Genomic DNA, 15,811 nt, shown 5'->3' on the forward strand with positions numbered 1-15,811 from the left:
AACGCCACTTTAGATAGCAGTATCTATTGGGGTTAAAGGTCGGAGACGTAAGTCGTTAGTACGACTGGGCAGTTACAAGCCCATGACCTTTAGGTCGTGGGTAGTTGACCTGTTACGATTCCTTCCATAAAATGCTTCATAATTTTTTTAATGGACTTTCTGGCAACGGAAAGATCCGCACCCCATAGCCTTGTAAGCCGTCATCGATGAATACATGGCCTGCAGTTCCGGCCGGTAATTCCTTTGGAGGCACACAACCTGTAAGCCGTCATCGATGAATGCACGGACTGCAGGGGATGTGTCCTCCGCGCAAAATCTTTTCATTTGTTCAGCTGCGCCTGCATCTTCGGCAGCGCCTTGGATCGCTTCAGCACCAGGAGAACCGCAATGGCGAGGGTTGCTCCCATCGCCGATGCCGGACCGTAGTAAGGGATCAAATAGAAAATTGCGTATTTAACATGAAGTGCCAGATTGAAAATCACGCTTGCCAGTACCGCGCTGATGAATCCGGTTCCGATGACTTCTCCGACCCATGCTGCCCAGAGCTTATGTGTTTTTCTATAAAGAATACCGGAGAGCAGGGCACCAAAAATCGCGCCGATCACAGCCTGAAAATCACAGCCGACCAGAGCCACCCGCATGCAGCCTGTCAGAAGAGCTGCGATGAAATTATACCACGGGCCCAGAAAAACCGCCCCCATCACGTTGCAGAAGTGCTGAAACGGAGCCATGTGCGGAAACCATACAAAGGTATTCAGCACAAATCCGAGACACGCGAGCATCGCGGTAAATACCATTTTCTTCAGAGACAGCTTTCCTGCCCGTGACCCTTCCGGAAGCGGGGCAGCAGCAGAAGCTGCATTCTTTGCAGAAACCGTGGTTGTGTTCCATTTGTTTTTCATGATCATATCCCTTCCTTTTTAAGATTTAAAGAAATTGATGACGCGCCGGCTGATTGTCATTATGATCACCGGTCCGGACGCGAAATGAGATAAAACACGCTGTGCGAGTTTTATCTCGCTATCGCGACGCTCGCCGCACACGAATACTTCGCATTCGGCTGCGGCTCACTGTTTGCGTAAAAAAACAGACTGCCAAACGACAGTCTGCATAAATACGCATGATCACAGCGATGCTCCCTACGTTGGCATTATCCAAATCAGGTTAATGGGTCGACAGCTGAAATCCGTCCTCTCAGCCCGATGCATCGGGCTCCCCAGTCTGTTTCTTTTGATTTTCTAAAGCGTTCTGCTTTAACGGGCCTATTATAACACAATCCATTCAGAAAGTGCACACAAAATGTCAATCTACTGTTTCTGAACTGAGCAATATTGATATTTCAGAGAATCCAGGTCGAACAGCATAAAGTCAGGATGCCTCATGCTGTAGACCGTATCCCGCATAGCCTGGTCGATGATATCGAACTGCTTCAGGGTATCCTCATCCATCCTGTTCCAGAACCTTGACAGGGTTGGCTGGAAAGCAAGTACTTCCTTCCGAAGGATCTCTGTAAATACAGGCTCATTTGTCAGTTCATCTGCGCAGTCATCTTCGAAATATGCGGCAATGATTTGGAAGATAACCTGCAAGAGATTATCCGGATCAACATGAAAACGGAATAAAGCGGTATCATTGGTTTTAAAGATTCTGTTCACAAGGTTGGTCAGCCCAACCTTGCTAGCGAATTCACTGATCAGAAGAAGCCCTGCATCAGAGGATAAATCGCTGCCATTAAATTTATTTTAACACGCTTATTGCTTTCAAGAGATGTAGTTGATAAAATAGCCATGAGAGCTCCTTTCTCTGGTGTTTTGTTGATCTTTGAACACAATCACATTTTACCAGAAATCGAGCTCTTTTTTATGCTCACTTATCAGATGAAAGCAAAAAACTTGAAAAACGAAGTAACTATGCGGCTTTCAGCTGCAATCATCGTGTAACGGTGAATAATTCAGGATCATTCAGATTGTAGTAATGATTTAAACTGCACCTGTCACAGGGGCTGCGTTGAAAAAACCGCGATCCTGAAAGAATGGATCGGTACACTTTCTTATGATGAGAAGAAAAAGCTTTGGGCATGCAGCGATAAAATCGCAGAACAGAGTACGGCGCAATTTGCGGAGATGGATTTGTGCAGAAATCTGACTCCGGCTCTGCTTGCGTATGACGGCATTCAGTATACCTATATGGCGCCGGCTGTGTTTGAGGACGGACAGTTGGATTATGTACAGGAACATCTGCGGATTCTATCCGGATTTTACGGCGTGGTTAAACCCATGGATGGTGTCGTTCCCTATCGTCTGGAGATGCAGGCAAAGGCAGAAATCGGCAGGTGTCATAATCTGTATGAGTTTTGGGGAGATATTCTTTATCGCGAAGTGATGGACGAAAGCCGGATTTTAATCAATCTAGCTTCCAGAGAATACTCGAAGTGCATAGAGAAATATCTGCAGCCGGATGACCGCATGATCACCTGTATCTTTGGCGAGCTGCTGGATGGAAAAGTGGTTCAGAAAGGCGTTTATGCCAAGATGGCCAGGGGCGAGATGGTACGGTTTATGGCCGGTATCGGGGCGGAGGAACCGGAGAAGATCAAGAACTTCAACTGGAGCGGATACCGGTTTGATGACGGACGGTCGTCGGAAAGGAAGTACGTCTTTCTCCGGTCGGTAAAGAGTCCTGGCATAACCGAGGCATCCGAAAAATGATCGAAAGAATTTTGATATCTACTACAGACTGGATAAATCCAGAACCGTGGGAGGATTCTCATGAAAAAAATGATTATTATTGCGGCAATCTGTGCGATGTTTCCCGCAGGAGGATGCGGAAATCATAGAACACCTGTGGTCAGAGTTGTTACATCCTCTCCGGATGACGGCACCCAGGGCTATGAGATGATCTATGAGGGCGGAAAAGTAAAAAAGACAGGCAAGTTCACGCCGGAAGCGAACACCATTTATCAGGCAGATTTCACAGATTTTTCGGGGACTATCGAAGATAATAAAATCGCGGTCACGTTAATTGATACAAAGCTGACCGATGAGGATGGCAACGAGATAGAACCGGATGAAAACACCATTAAGTTCATGCAGTGGATTGCAGACAATTCAGAACACAATATTTATGAGGCAGACTTCATCCCTCTTCAGGATAAATATTTTGCGCTTGTAAAGCTGAATGTGAACTGGTGGGATCCTTGCGTTTTGTATATGTATGATACGGAGGAGCAGAAGTTCTCTGAATTGTACAAATGGGATCATGTGAATATTGAAGGCGTTTCATTGCCGGATTAATTTCTTAACGATCCGGACCGTTATTTAACCGGCCCACATAAGACATAAAGTGTTAAGATAAGAACATTAAACGAAACCGAAAGGACCGGAGGATATTGCATACTAAGGAAAAAGGCTATCTTGACCTGACGGACTGCAGGATTGTGCAGGGACTGATTTTATTCGCGCTGCCAATGATTGCCGGTGATCTCCTGCAGCAGTTTTACAATATTGCGGACACGCTGATTGTAGGAAAATTTATCGGCAGCCATGCGCTGGCGGCTGTCGGTTCGGCGTATTCCCTGATGACATTTCTGACATCCGTTTTCCTGGGGCTTTCCATGGGCGCGGGAGTTTTATTTTCCATTGAGCTGGGTAGGGAGAATATGCAGCGCCTCCGATCTGCCATTTTTCATGCGTTTTTCCTGATTATAGCGATAACTGCCGTGATCAATAGCCTGCTCTTTCTTCTGGCGGATCCGTTATTGTATTTTCTAAGTGTTCCGGACGAAATATACGACTACATGAAAGCGTATCTGCTCATTATTTTCACCGGCCTGATAGCGACGTCTCTCTATAATTTTTTTGCGTGTCTTCTTCGGGCTGTAGGAAATTCTCTAATACCGCTGGTATTTCTGGGTGTTTCGGCGCTGATGAATGTCGGCCTTGACCTTCTCTTTGTGCCGGTGTTCCAGTGGGGAATTCAGGGAACGGCGATTGCCACGGTGATTGCCCAGTACATTTCCGGAATCGGCATATCGCTTTATTTTCTGGCAAAATGCCGCCGTTTTATTCCAAAAGCAGAAGAACGTAAATTTGACGCTGGTGTACTGTGGGATATTCTGGGCTTGTCCAGTATGACCTGTGTGCAGCAGTCCTGCATGAATTTCGGCATTCTTCTGGTACAGCGTCTTGTGGACAGTTTTGGAACGATTACGATGGCGGCATTTGCAGCTGGAGTTAAAATCGACACATTTGCTTATCTCCCGGTTCAGGATTTCGGAAATGCGTTTTCCATCTTTATTTCGCAGAACTGCGGCGCAGGAAAGGTTGACAGGCAGCGGAAAGGATTCCGGGCAGCGACTCTGATTAGTATGACTTTTTCTGCTTTGATATCTCTTCTTGTGGTTGTCTTTGCCGGACCTCTCATGAGGATTTTTATCAGAGCGGATGAGAAAGCAGTACTCATGTCCGGCATCCGGTATCTGCGCATCGAAGGTGCCTTTTACACCGGTATCGGCTGTCTTTTTCTTCTATACGGATTTTACAGAGGAATCGGACGTCCGGGAATATCAGTCATTCTAACAGTGGTGTCACTGGGAACAAGGGTGGTTCTAGCCTATCTGCTGGCTCCCGTTATCGGCGAGACAGGGATCTGGATGGCGGTTCCGATCGGATGGTTTCTGGCAGATGTGATCGGGTATGGATGGTATTTTCTGAAAAAAGCAAGCTGGTTTCCAAGTATGCGGTCCATGTGAAATTCTGGCATTGATAAGCAGCTGGAAGAGGAATAGCCTTTGGCAAGGTGAAAGCGGCAGATAAATATGGTGCAGAAACTCGGAGAACTGGGATGCTATTGCGGATTTATGGCGGCAATAACAACGGATAGAAGATTAATAGGGAGAATTTTTTGAAAAATAGGTGAGATCAAATAAGGAATTGCAAAAAAATTGTTGGAACGATGCATCAGAGATATGAAGGAAAAGGGCATGGCAGGCGTTCATCTTATCACAGCAAGCGAAGGGTATCTTCCTGAATTCTATGAACGGCACGGGTTTAGCCGGGAAAAGGAAGTGATTCTTATGGGCATGGAATTGTAAATATAATCTTATGCACAGGCTGATAATTTTGACAGGGAACCTTCCATTTCCTGTTCTTCATTTCTGCGCAGGCTGCCATTTTCTAAATGTTATCTCGTGTGCTTTGGAATCACATATCGCAGATACAAGTATTATCGGTGCCAGTAAATTTCGGGAAAGATAAAAAGACAGGCAGAAGGGCGTGTGAAAAAACGAAAAGTTTTTTCACACGCCCTTTTTATTTTAGGGAAAGCGTGGCCATTTCAGTTGAAATGGTATCTTGATTTTTCCGTTGCCTTCTTCCATACCCACGTATACTTGTTTGCATTGGCTTCGAACTTGGAACCGTCGATGTACAGATGCTGAAGATCCACATGTTCTGTTTCGAAAATTTTATGATTGATGTCATTGAATATTTCTTCGATGGAATCTCCAAGTACTTCATTGATGAAGTAGCCAAAGGTACGATAGGAAGGTCTCTCGTGCTCCATAAGATACATGAACCGGAGATTAACCCTGCACTGGCCCTCCAGTTCCCGTAAGGAAATGTAGCCATTCGTCATAAATCCGAACAGTACTGTTTTCAGCATGCTGACCGGGTTATATCTGAGTCTTCCAGTATAGTGCTTCTGGATGTTTTTCAGATATTTCTCCAGATCGATTCCTCCCATGAATCGGTCAAATGTCAGTACCGGATCACAGATGTCCAGATAATCCTGAATAAGCATTGGCAAACTGCCTGTTTTGAGGTAGAATTAAGCGTGTTAGATTTGTTCATTGCAAGTATAATTCTAACACAAAAGAAGGATCTTGGGTTTTGATAACCCTTGATCCTTCTTTGTTTTTCAGGCTATGCTTTTTTCACAGCCCCTTCGGGCTTGTTCATTTTATTTTGCTGCTCCAGTATCGGGCACTTTTCAGGTTCAATGTGCAACAGTGTACTTCACATCATTTACCGTGATGTAATCTACCTGGTTCACGTCCACCAGTCTGTTCAGGTTCATCGTTATGACAGAGTAGTTTTCTCCAACGCCTCCTAACATGTAAGAAGTATTGTCGATATTGGTGTCTTTGTCATATACTTCATAAACCGATCCGTCTGTATAATGGATGGATACTTTCCCTAAATTTCCGGGATCGTATGCCTCTTCCTGTGAAAGTCCGAGACCTTTTCCGAGATCAATGCTGCAGCTGATCGACGACAGTTCCAGATGCCCGCCTTCTTCAGAGGAATACGCAGTTACCGCAAGCGCTTTTGTGGCAGGAATGGATACTTGTTTTTCCTGAGGCTTTTCATTTTCCGGAAGTGACAAAAGCGGGGTATCCGCATAATAGATATCCAGCTTCGGTTCCTCGCCATCCTCTACAGGATTTATAAACACGCAGTATGCATAGCAATGCAGAAGGGTGTCGGTGGATTTCGCATGATCAATATAAATAAAGTCCGACGCATTATCGAACAGCAGCCGGATGGTGGCGTTGTCTGCACTCCTGGCGCCCTTTGCCTCATTTGAGAGGCTGTCAAAATCATACACGGTGACGCCTGTACTGCATTCCAGTGTGAATTCCATCGTCATGGCATTTCTGTCACGGACAGCAGACAGGATCGTCAGCCTGTGGTCATTGATATCAACGGTTACCGGTTCGGTACTGGTCTGTTCGCCGATCAGACTGTCTGCTTTATCCGGATCAACCGGGACATAATTTCTTTCCGGATAGGTGATCTCAGTTTTTCCGCCTTTTCCATTGTCCGCCAGTTCTGTGTGAGATACCACGCTTTTTCTTCCGGCGTCGCCAAAAGCATTCCGGAAGAAATCCGCATGCTTGACAGAAGCGTACACTCCGACCGGACATGCCATACATACAGCAATCACGGCTGCGGCAGTCCGGAAAGACCATTTCCGGGTTCTTTTTCTCTGGTAATTTCGGATTGCCCTGTTTCTGGCCAATCTATAACGTCTGGAAAAATGGTGATTTTCCTGAATAGAGTCGAATTCCTCTACCGTCCAGTCCGGAAAGGATTCTTCTGTATATTCTCCATTAGATAATAGATTGTTTTTCATACGCATCTTCTCCCTTCTCTCAGTATCCGCAGAGCCCGCTCTTGTCTTTTTCTTACAGCAGCTTCACTGATGCTCAGAATCACCGCAGTTTCCGATACGCTTTTCTCATTCACATACCGCTCATACATCACGTCATAATATATGGACGGCAGACCCTGAATGATACTTTCTGTGTTACTCTCAGAATGAGTCTGGGGTTCCTGGTGCGCCTCTGCATGCAGCAATGCCGGATCTTCTGTGAGCAGCATTTTGGAACCCGCCCTCTGGTTTTTTCGATAAATATCAATCGCGGCGCTTCGTGTCACGGAAATCACAAGCCTCTTCGATGTATCAGATTCCGGATCTTCGATTCTGTAATTATGTTCCAGCAGTCTGACAAACGCATCCATCACGGCGTCCTCCGCCTGAAAACTGTTGTGCAGGATCGCATAGGCGATATGATACATCTTCTGCTCATACAGCCGGAACAGAGAAATGATATCATCAAAGTCATCCTTGCTAGCTGTCATTTCTTCACCTCTCTTCGCTCGGAATTAGAACGTTCTGACAACAATAACGTATCAGGCACGCGTTTTGTGACAAAGGCTGGCAGATTATCAGGACATCTTTGCCCGATATTTTAATTATAGGAAAGAAGCACGTGAGAAAAAACAGAAAAAGGAGATCAAATAGTATGGTTTCTTATACAAAGAAAGTGCCGCGGAAAACGGCACTCATCCATTACTATTTTCACGTTTCGCTTTCAGCCAGTTTCAGAAAAACAGCTGCGGCTGTCGGCAGAATGTGATCGTTAAAATCATACGCAGGCTGGTGCGGCATAGGCCAGTTGGTGCCGTTTCCGACGTAGAACATAGCGCCGGGGCGGATTTTCATGTACCATCCGAAATCTTCCGAGGGTCTCCATGGCTGCTTCATGTTTACGCAGAAGCAGCCGGCCTTCACCGCTGCCCTGCGGACCTTCTCTGCGCAGCGGGGATGATTGATCGTGGCGGGGAAGGGATCAAATTCTTCAAACGAGACTGTCAGCCCATACTGATCTGCCAGTTTTTCTGCCTGTGTGCGCAAAGTGAGATCCATATTTTCCAAGACATCATCTGCTTCTGCTCTCAGTGTAAAAGCAACTTCACCTTGTCCCGGAGAAATGCCAAAATCCCGGCTGCCTTCCTGTATGCTGACGACTGTGCAGAGGCACGAGGAGGACTCTTTATTGATTTTTTCCGCATAGAGAGCCATAGAACCAAGTGCAGAAGCCGGGTTGCGGCCATTTTCGGGAGTTCCGGCATGAGCACTTTCACCGGTAAACTGCACCAACAGACCTTTGGAGGCACATTGCGTCAGGCGGTCACGAACCATCACGGCATTTTCCGGATAACCGCTCAGGTTATGAAAAGCATATACTTCACTGATATCTGTCTCGCTTACGAAATCTGCACAGGTTTTCCCTCCCTGGCCGGTTTCTTCCGCAGACTGGAAAATCAGATACACAGGACGACGGACAGCCGCATCCTGTTCCAGAAGTACGGCCACAGCTGCCAATACAGCACAATGGCCGTCGTGCCCGCATTTATGTGCGATATTGGGTTTGGCCGATCCGTAGGGCAGGGAAATAGTTTCTGGTATGGGAAGGGCATCCATATCCGCGCGGAAGGCGATTGGTGATGCGCCGTTATTTACTTTTGGTTCATACAGGGCATAGAACCAGGTCCCATTATCCCTGATTTTCAGATGTGTGTTCATACAGATAAAGCTTTTCAGACGTTCTTTCGTTTGAAACTCCTGCCCCGATAATTCCGGATATTTATGCAGTTTATGTCGAAGAGCTGTAATTGTTTTCCATAAGTCATCCATGTTATGTTTCCCTATCATGTTTTTTATTACCGTTTAAGCTGGATTCTCCCGAAGAAAGAATGTGCCTATATCTACTAAACAGCAGATAAATGTACTCCTGTTTACAGGAGAAAGTATGTTGAAAAAGGCTTTATTAATTATTATAGGATGATTTTCGGTTTTATCCAATGAGGATTAAGATTCACCTGCCTATAACCTTATGGGTAGAATATTTCTTTCAGCTCCGGTTATAGAATACCGCGCCGAAAAAAGTCACGGAGCCTGTTCCGTGCAAATATCGGATCCCTGCCTTTTGGGCAAGCTCACTGACAAGGAAGCCGTATCCTTCTATGGAGTGAAAGCATTTGTCGGGGAACCGGCACGGGCTGTCCGGCCAGGTGCACTTTTTACATCTGTCACAGGATTCATTTGAAAGAATCAGGGCTTCCGGAAATTCCTGCCGAATCGGATCTGCCGCACGCTGAATATATTCCTTAAATTCGTGCATGGCGTTTTGGAAAGCATCAAAATCAAACGGATCTGTTACCGGAAATGCCTTGGAAAAGACCTGCAGTTCTTCGTACTTCATGCACCGGTTCCGGCATTCCTCAAGGGTGCCGACGGCTGGCGGGCATGCCCAGGTTTCCTGATATCTGCCGCATTTGTTTTCCTTGCAGAGCTTTCGTATTTCCGGGTAAAAAACAAGATCGGAAGGATGCAGGATTCCGCTTTCCAGAAAACCGTTTTTCAGCAGCAGTTCCCGAATTCGGGCAGCGGAAGACCCTGCCTGCCGCTGTACGGCAGCTGTTTTTTCTGCAATTAACGCACACCATTCAGACATTTTCCGGCAGATGCAGTACCGGCAGAGACTGTCCGCGGTCTCCTCTCTGGCGGGACAGTAATAGACCGCTTTATCCTCCGGGAACTGCACAATCCACTTTGTTTGGTTCGCTGCGTGCAGAGGCTCAGAAAAAATAAATGCAAGAGACACGCAGGAAAGAATGACAGGTAGGTGGGCATCCGGATGACCCGGCATATATTTTTTCAGATAGGCCTTCAGATTTCTGCTCATTTCAGAAACTGCGTCCCCCGGGATTTCGGCATCCGGGTCCGGGATGGCTTCCAGAAGTCTAAGTAATGTTTTCCGGTTGAAAGCGCTGACAGGAACAGGAAAGTCATCTTGTCGGAGCATCTCCCATTCTTTATCGGAATATGTGGCAAGTATTTTAAGTTTTAATTCATCTTTGGTCAATTTTCTGGTAAACTCCTCCATATCAGTAAAGTGTGATTGCTCTATAAACAGAATAGTCATTACAGGGACGGAAGTCCAGCTTTTCAGGAGGTGCAGGATTTGAAACAAAGCTGTAGGGAAAATATTTATCGGATCGGGGAGGGAGTACCGGATAGCTACAAGTGGAATCTGTCAGGCAGGAGGCTGGCTGTGCTGTATCGTTTTTTCTCTGCATTTCTTGTCCCTGTCGCCTGGGTGTTTCTGGTAATTTTTCTCGAATGGCATGTGATACGCATCGGGTCATTGACTGCCGGTGGTATTCTTTGGACTGTTGTGGCGTTGGTTGTCCTGTTTTACTCGGTTTTAATTTTCCTGAATCATTTGTTTTCCGGCATTTCCCGAAGGCTGGATCCGGAAGAAAGACATGATTATATCCTTTATTGTTATCATCATAGAGGCAGGAGAAACGTAAGGCTGAGAGTACAGTCTCTGCTTTTTATGGCACAGCTGGATATTCGGATGCACCGCCCGGAAAGAGCAGGAGAGGCATTGAAAGAGATTCCTACCGACAAGCTTTCTGTGGAGCAGATGAAACTCTATACCCTTCTGAAGCTGGCGGGGGAAGTGTTAAGTGAAGAAGGGGCGACAGAGGGAACGCTAAGTGAGAAAGGAGAGACGGAGGGGACAGTCCGGGGAGAGGGAGAAAAGCAGGCTCATGCATCGGCAGAGGACTGGTATATCCGCTATTCCGGATTTTCCGATCAAACAGGGAAGTTCCCGGATAATGCCGCTGTAGAATCGTGGATAAAACCGGAAGCTATGGAAAATAAGCGGGCGCAGGACGAAATGATTGCTGTGATTTCCGGTATTTCCATCGAGCCGGAGCTTCATCCGTTTTTAAATTTATTTTTCGGAATGATGCTGGCACACAGCATTTTCTTTCCGACAGTCCAAAGCTTTACCGCTTCCGGGTGGCAGCTGCGGCCGAAGTATTCCTTTTTCGCAGGAGGGCTGGCCGGTCTCTTTGTTCTCATTCTCGGAATCGGGATTCTGTATCTTTTGTTGAAAAAACACAGGCGTGCAGGATCACCGGAAAGAGGGGCGGATAAAACACGGCTGATTATTGGCTGGATTGCCTGGGTGGTGCTTGTTCTTTCTCTCTCAGCTATGGTATTTCTTGGAAGCTGGGCGGGAACTTCGGATCAGGAGCGCGTACTGACGGATGCGGCTCCGGATCCGTTTACCGGGATCAAATACGTGTATCTTGCCGAAGAAAAGGATTACGGCGGCATCAGATACTATCGTTCCCCTGATTTTATTTTTATGGAAGAGTGGAGCGAAGCCATGTATTACGATACAGAGGCCGGGAATGATCTGCCGGAAGCAGTCGGAGAGAATCTGAATACGGCGTCTGCTGTGAGCGGAAGTTCCGCAGAGCCCGGAGAACAGGATCAGAAAATAGGAAGCAGCAGCCTGGGTGCGTCAGCGTCGGTCAGCAGCGATTCCGGGGATGACGGCGGGACTGGTTCCGATGACAGCTTTGCCGCACAGAACGCGATGCAGGCGGTTTACGAGTATTTGAAAGAGAATGGAGAATTTCAGAATTTGAGCATTTCGTACAGTGCGAACGCTAAAGGGGACCTCTATGCCCGGATTGGTTCTGGATCCGATGTACAGAGTACGGATAATAGCTATGAGCTTCGCCTGTACGACAACGGGGAAAAAGGTGCCGACAGCGGGTTCTGCCGGGAAATTGTGCTGGAGAAGGTCTATACGCCCGAGGATGGAGAGACAGAACTGCTTGATTTTTTCCTTGTTCATCCGGAAACATTGGAGGTAACGGATGAACATAAGACGGAGTGGTAATTAAATATTTCATGGCTATCATCCGCTGCTATGCTTCGATGGCCTTACTGGAGATCTGCTGAAGGCTGAACTCCGGGATGGGACACAGTACTGCAGCAAGGGATCCGGTGAATTCATGACTCCGCTGATGAAGGAATTGCTTAAATGTAAACAATGGAATTCTGAAAATTGCTGGAAAGGGCTTGCACCAATGCCATTCAAGATTGTCCGAAATGACATCACAAAAATGAACACCGAGGCTATTGTAAACACAGCCAATGATCATCCTGCGGTTGGAACCGGGTGTGATCATGCTGTTTATATGGCTGCTGGATATGAGGAGCTGTTAGCATATCGAAAGAAACGCATCGGCTTTGTAAAAGAAGGCAATGCCTTTATCACGCCCGGATTTCATCTTCCGGCAAAGTATATCATTCATGCAGTAAGCCCGCTGTATACAGATGGAACGCATGAAGAGGAAATGCTGCTCAGGTCCTGCTATCGGAAGAGTCTTGCCTTAGCAGCAGAATACGGGATCCGGTCCATTGCATTTCCCTTGATTTCGACGGGAGGATACGGATATCCCAAAGAGGAAGGCATGCGGATTGCCGTTGATGAGATCCATGCTTTTCTCCTGAATTCGGATATGCAGATTTATCTTGTTGTTTTCGATGAGAAAGCAACAGAAATGGGCAAAAACCTGTATTCCGATCTGGAGGCCTATATCGATCGCAACTACGTCCAGGAAAGATCTGAAGAAGAGTATGGCGACGCAACGTCCTTGCCGTCGGCGGCCGCTAGGCCCTCTGTAAGAAAGAAACCGGAAAAGCCAGGATTCCTGAAATCTATATTTCAGAAGCCTGAATCATCGGAAAAGAAAGCTTCTGACATTTCAGAGGCGGAGTGCATAGAAGAAGCCTGTTTATCCGATAAGAAAGACGCTCTTTTTGATGAAGATGCTGCGATCGAGGAAATGGAGCGGTAGCTGGCAGAACGAATGGCACACATGTCCGATACATTTTCGCAGTATCTGCTCTATCTGATTCATGCGAAGGGCATGGAGAATACCGAAGTATATAAGAGAGCTATTATAGACAAGAAGGTATTCTCCAAGATCAAGAATAATCCGGAATATCATCCGCAGAAGCTGACGGCTCTGTGTCTTTGCATCGGGGCTGAGCTAAACCTGGATGAATCCAAAGATTTACTGGCACGGGCAGGATATGCGCTGTCTCCGTGTGATAAGACGGATATAATCTTTTCTTACTTCATAGAGAATGGAATTTATGACATGATCGAGCTTGATATCCAGCTTGAAGAACACGGATTACCCTGCATCATTACCTGAAAAAGGCGGTCGCTTCCAGAGCGACCGTTTTTTTTATCCGGCCTGTTATACTGGCCTCACAACAAAGAAATACAAACAGAAGCTGCCAGGCAGCGGAAAGTGAGGACAGTTATGAAGAAGGGTTTAACCGAGCTGGTGTTTATCATTGACAGAAGCGGATCCATGTCCGGTCTGGAAGCCGATACAATCGGCGGTTTCAACAGCCTTTTAGAGAAGCAGAAAAAAGAAACCGGGGATGCATATGTTTCCGTCATCCTTTTTGATGATCAGACAGAGGTTCTTTATGATCGCGTGAATATTCAGAAAGTAGAGCGGATGAGCGATAATCAATACTTCGTCAGAGGCTGTACAGCGCTGCTGGACGCTGTTGGCGGAGCGATCCATCATATTAAGAATGTATACAGGTACGCAAGAGAGGAGGATATTCCAGAAAAGACACTCTTTATTATCACGACGGATGGAATGGAAAATGCGAGCCGCCAGTACAGTTATGACAATGTACGCCGGATGATTGAACACGAAAAAGAAAAATATCACTGGGAGTTCCTGTTCCTGGGGGCAAATATCGACGCTGTCCAGGTTGCCGGCAGATTTGGAATCAAGGCAAACCGTGCTGTCCGGTATGAACACGATGGGGTCGGTACGAGACTCAATTATGAAGTCATGTCAAAGGCGGTCAGCTATGCCAGGAGCGCCCCTTCTGCAGCAGATATGAAATGTGCCCTTGATGAGGAAGGGCTGCTTGCACCGATCCGTGAAGATTATAAGCGGAGACACAAGCGGTAATGCGCACAGTTTGTTGACAGAGCGGAATCTGGCCGGCAGACCCGTTGATGATATGGAGGACTATAAACATAAACTTCCCTCCGTGGAAAGTTCAGTTGAACCTTGAAAACTCGATCGTTTAGCCGATAAAAAAGGCATAAGTCCTTTGTCTTTGGTATAATAGGGTCAGAAAATGAGTCATTCTCCCGGTTAAACGATTGAGTTTTCAAGAAATACATCCACTTTTAATGTTGGGAGTTTAAGTTAACTGTATTGAAGCAGACAAGGAGTACGGGATATGCACGAAATCTATCAGGCAGGCAGACATGTTCTTCATATTCAGGAAACAGACGGCACGTTTTTCAGCATCATACACGGAGACAAGCTCGCGATCATCTCAGATACTGCCTACGGGATTGGTGACAACCGTGGTTTTATCGAAGCTCATATAAATACCCCTTACATCGTTATTAATACCCATGGCCATGCAGATCACGTGCAGGGAGACTGGCAGTTTGACGAAGCCTGGATGCATCCGGCGGACCAGCCGGCCTATGAAAGAGCCTGCAGCAGGATACAGAGGATCTCCACCTTTTACCAGTATGCAGCGTCCTGCGGCGTACCCAGGGAACGGAAGGACGCCTATATTGCCGCGCCACGCACCGTCATCCATCCTCTGCAGGGCAACGAACGCTTTGATCTGGGCGGCGTCCATGTCTCTGTTCATCATTTTCCCGGACATACCAGAGGTGAGATCGGGCTGCTCGTGGAAGAGGACCGGCTGCTCCTCTCAGGCGATTCTTTCAGTGACGACTGCTTCATGTTCTGGGATAACCATGACACCCTGGAGGCTCTGCAGGAATCTCTGAAAAAGGCTCTTCACCTTCCCTTTGATACATACCTCGGAAGTCATACGACGAAAGCTCTTCCCAGAGAATTTCTCTCCACCGTGCTCGAAAACGCCGAGAAACAGGAGATTGTTCCCGGATCCGAAGAGGTCATTCTCGGTGTAAAAACGCTCACCATTCAGGCAGAAGGACCGCTCGGTATCTCAAAAATCCGGATTCCGGACGTCTGACAGCAGCCGGCCCTGCATGAACGCTGACAAATTCCTCTGAATCCATTGAATCCTTCGGAAACGGCCTGGTTGAACGATACGTTCGAGCTCGCATTTACATAACTGTATATTTCGCTGCCCATTGTGCGTATTTTTGCATTTGCTATCTGTCATAATAAAATCATCCTTAATCACGAAGAGACATCAAGATCTGTCTTTTCATCTCTTCATTCATAATTCTTTTCAAATGATGACATTTACGATAAGGAGGATTTTTATGAAAGGTTATTCAATCAGCGATGGCTTTATGGGATATGTTGACGGTGGGTATATGCTTTTTGCGTGTGAATCTGAGTATATAGATTATATTGAAGAGGAAGACGAGGAATCCTCGCTCAGCTGAACCGCCTGTTTTCATAAATTTAATCCTTTCGTCAACCATAGGCGGAAACCCACTACCTTCAGGTGGTGGGAGGAGCCTTATAAATCTTTAGCCATCAACCCTGACTCTCAATATACTTTTGTATAGTCGCTGACGATACTTCTCCAATACTGCAAGCAAAGTATCCGTCTGACCAAAATATCCTTTTCTTCCAATACTGTT

At 46.6% G+C, this 15,811-nt stretch carries 15 protein-coding genes, 3 pseudogenes and 1 riboswitch; of the genes and pseudogenes, 10 read left to right on the forward strand and 8 right to left on the reverse strand.

Annotation, left to right across the window (positions count from 1 at the left end):
• Positions 1-320: 320 nt before the first annotated feature.
• Both thiW and ACTQZS_RS14675 read right to left on the reverse strand, forming a co-directional pair.
• Complete coding sequence (gene thiW, locus ACTQZS_RS14670; RefSeq protein ID WP_441476479.1) at positions 321-902, reverse strand: energy coupling factor transporter S component ThiW; 582 nt, start codon at positions 900-902, stop codon at positions 321-323.
• 217 nt (positions 903-1,119) lie between these two features.
• Positions 1,120-1,229, reverse strand: a riboswitch (TPP riboswitch).
• A gap of 114 nt (positions 1,230-1,343) precedes the next feature.
• Positions 1,344-1,789, reverse strand: a pseudogene (locus ACTQZS_RS14675) (transposase); the annotation flags it as partial.
• Between the two features lie 157 nt (positions 1,790-1,946).
• Here ACTQZS_RS14675 and yaaA point away from each other — a divergent pair.
• From yaaA to ACTQZS_RS14690, 3 genes are all read left to right on the forward strand, one after another.
• Positions 1,947-2,708 carry a peroxide stress protein YaaA gene (yaaA, locus tag ACTQZS_RS14680; protein WP_441476491.1) on the forward strand — a complete coding sequence of 254 codons (762 nt, stop codon included), beginning with the start codon at positions 1,947-1,949 and terminating at the stop codon, positions 2,706-2,708.
• A 60-nt stretch (positions 2,709-2,768) separates the two neighbouring features.
• Entirely contained in the window at positions 2,769-3,293 is a 525-nt protein-coding gene (locus tag ACTQZS_RS14685) for a hypothetical protein (protein WP_441476480.1), read from the forward strand.
• A 173-nt stretch (positions 3,294-3,466) separates the two neighbouring features.
• The gene (locus ACTQZS_RS14690; protein WP_441476492.1) at positions 3,467-4,750 is read left to right on the forward strand and encodes an MATE family efflux transporter; all 1,284 of its coding nucleotides are present in this window, start codon (positions 3,467-3,469) and stop codon (positions 4,748-4,750) included.
• 596 nt (positions 4,751-5,346) lie between these two features.
• Here ACTQZS_RS14690 and ACTQZS_RS14695 read toward each other — a convergent pair.
• The 5 genes and pseudogenes from ACTQZS_RS14695 to ACTQZS_RS14715 form a co-directional block, all read right to left on the reverse strand.
• Positions 5,347-5,799, reverse strand: a pseudogene (locus tag ACTQZS_RS14695) (transposase); the annotation flags it as partial.
• Between the two features lie 195 nt (positions 5,800-5,994).
• Positions 5,995-7,134 carry a hypothetical protein gene (locus ACTQZS_RS14700; RefSeq protein WP_441476481.1) on the reverse strand — a complete coding sequence of 380 codons (1,140 nt, stop codon included), beginning with the start codon at positions 7,132-7,134 and terminating at the stop codon, positions 5,995-5,997.
• Complete coding sequence (locus tag ACTQZS_RS14705; RefSeq protein WP_441476482.1) at positions 7,131-7,643, reverse strand: RNA polymerase sigma factor; 513 nt, start codon at positions 7,641-7,643, stop codon at positions 7,131-7,133. The genes ACTQZS_RS14700 and ACTQZS_RS14705 overlap by 4 nt, the downstream gene beginning before the upstream one ends.
• Before the next feature lie 220 nt (positions 7,644-7,863).
• Positions 7,864-9,000, reverse strand: coding sequence for a M20 metallopeptidase family protein (locus tag ACTQZS_RS14710; protein WP_441476483.1), 1,137 nt, complete (start codon positions 8,998-9,000; stop codon positions 7,864-7,866).
• A gap of 199 nt (positions 9,001-9,199) precedes the next feature.
• Positions 9,200-10,213 (reverse strand): DUF2284 domain-containing protein, encoded by a 1,014-nt coding sequence (locus tag ACTQZS_RS14715; protein ID WP_441476484.1) that lies wholly within the window; start codon positions 10,211-10,213, stop codon positions 9,200-9,202.
• Positions 10,214-10,312: 99 nt separating this feature from the next.
• Here ACTQZS_RS14715 and ACTQZS_RS14720 point away from each other — a divergent pair, with 99 nt between their 5' ends.
• The 7 genes and pseudogenes from ACTQZS_RS14720 (at position 10,313) to ACTQZS_RS14750 (ending at position 15,610) form a co-directional block, all read left to right on the forward strand.
• Positions 10,313-12,058, forward strand: a complete 1,746-nt coding sequence (locus tag ACTQZS_RS14720; protein ID WP_441476485.1) for a hypothetical protein — start codon at positions 10,313-10,315, stop codon at positions 12,056-12,058.
• 10 nt (positions 12,059-12,068) lie between these two features.
• Positions 12,069-12,188 (forward strand): annotated as a pseudogene (locus ACTQZS_RS14725) (transposase); the annotation flags it as partial.
• A gap of 60 nt (positions 12,189-12,248) precedes the next feature.
• The gene (locus ACTQZS_RS14730) at positions 12,249-13,022 is read left to right on the forward strand and encodes a macro domain-containing protein (RefSeq protein WP_441476486.1); all 774 of its coding nucleotides are present in this window, start codon (positions 12,249-12,251) and stop codon (positions 13,020-13,022) included.
• A 21-nt stretch (positions 13,023-13,043) separates the two neighbouring features.
• The gene (locus tag ACTQZS_RS14735; RefSeq protein ID WP_441476487.1) at positions 13,044-13,385 is read left to right on the forward strand and encodes a hypothetical protein; all 342 of its coding nucleotides are present in this window, start codon (positions 13,044-13,046) and stop codon (positions 13,383-13,385) included.
• Positions 13,386-13,496: 111 nt separating this feature from the next.
• Positions 13,497-14,171, forward strand: a complete 675-nt coding sequence (locus ACTQZS_RS14740; RefSeq protein ID WP_441476488.1) for a vWA domain-containing protein — start codon at positions 13,497-13,499, stop codon at positions 14,169-14,171.
• Between the two features lie 277 nt (positions 14,172-14,448).
• Positions 14,449-15,228 carry an MBL fold metallo-hydrolase gene (locus ACTQZS_RS14745; protein ID WP_441476489.1) on the forward strand — a complete coding sequence of 260 codons (780 nt, stop codon included), beginning with the start codon at positions 14,449-14,451 and terminating at the stop codon, positions 15,226-15,228.
• Between the two features lie 256 nt (positions 15,229-15,484).
• Positions 15,485-15,610, forward strand: coding sequence for a hypothetical protein (locus ACTQZS_RS14750; protein ID WP_441476490.1), 126 nt, complete (start codon positions 15,485-15,487; stop codon positions 15,608-15,610).
• Between the two features lie 94 nt (positions 15,611-15,704).
• On the opposite strand, the gene ACTQZS_RS14755 is transcribed toward ACTQZS_RS14750, so the two are convergent.
• The coding region (locus ACTQZS_RS14755; protein WP_195836705.1) for a transposase at positions 15,705-15,811 on the reverse strand (107 nt) is incomplete at its 5' end.

The organism is Bilifractor sp. LCP19S3_H10, assembly GCF_052119185.1.
Lineage (GTDB): Bacteria > Bacillota > Clostridia > Lachnospirales > Lachnospiraceae > Bilifractor.

What these genes read in the sequence shown, in the direction of transcription:
- thiW (WP_441476479.1), bottom strand. Translation starts at nt 902, where the DNA reads ATGAAAAACAAATGGAACACAACCACGGTTTCTGCAAAGAATGCAGCT.
- ACTQZS_RS14685 (WP_441476480.1), top strand. Translation starts at nt 2,769, where the DNA reads ATGAAAAAAATGATTATTATTGCGGCAATCTGTGCGATGTTTCCCGCA.
- ACTQZS_RS14690 (WP_441476492.1), top strand. Translation starts at nt 3,467, where the DNA reads ATGATTGCCGGTGATCTCCTGCAGCAGTTTTACAATATTGCGGACACG.
- ACTQZS_RS14700 (WP_441476481.1), bottom strand. Translation starts at nt 7,134, where the DNA reads ATGAAAAACAATCTATTATCTAATGGAGAATATACAGAAGAATCCTTT.
- ACTQZS_RS14705 (WP_441476482.1), bottom strand. Translation starts at nt 7,643, where the DNA reads ATGACAGCTAGCAAGGATGACTTTGATGATATCATTTCTCTGTTCCGG.
- ACTQZS_RS14710 (WP_441476483.1), bottom strand. Translation starts at nt 9,000, where the DNA reads ATGATAGGGAAACATAACATGGATGACTTATGGAAAACAATTACAGCT.
- ACTQZS_RS14730 (WP_441476486.1), top strand. Translation starts at nt 12,249, where the DNA reads ATGCCATTCAAGATTGTCCGAAATGACATCACAAAAATGAACACCGAG.
- ACTQZS_RS14735 (WP_441476487.1), top strand. Translation starts at nt 13,044, where the DNA reads ATGTCCGATACATTTTCGCAGTATCTGCTCTATCTGATTCATGCGAAG.
- ACTQZS_RS14740 (WP_441476488.1), top strand. Translation starts at nt 13,497, where the DNA reads ATGAAGAAGGGTTTAACCGAGCTGGTGTTTATCATTGACAGAAGCGGA.
- ACTQZS_RS14745 (WP_441476489.1), top strand. Translation starts at nt 14,449, where the DNA reads ATGCACGAAATCTATCAGGCAGGCAGACATGTTCTTCATATTCAGGAA.
- ACTQZS_RS14750 (WP_441476490.1), top strand. Translation starts at nt 15,485, where the DNA reads ATGAAAGGTTATTCAATCAGCGATGGCTTTATGGGATATGTTGACGGT.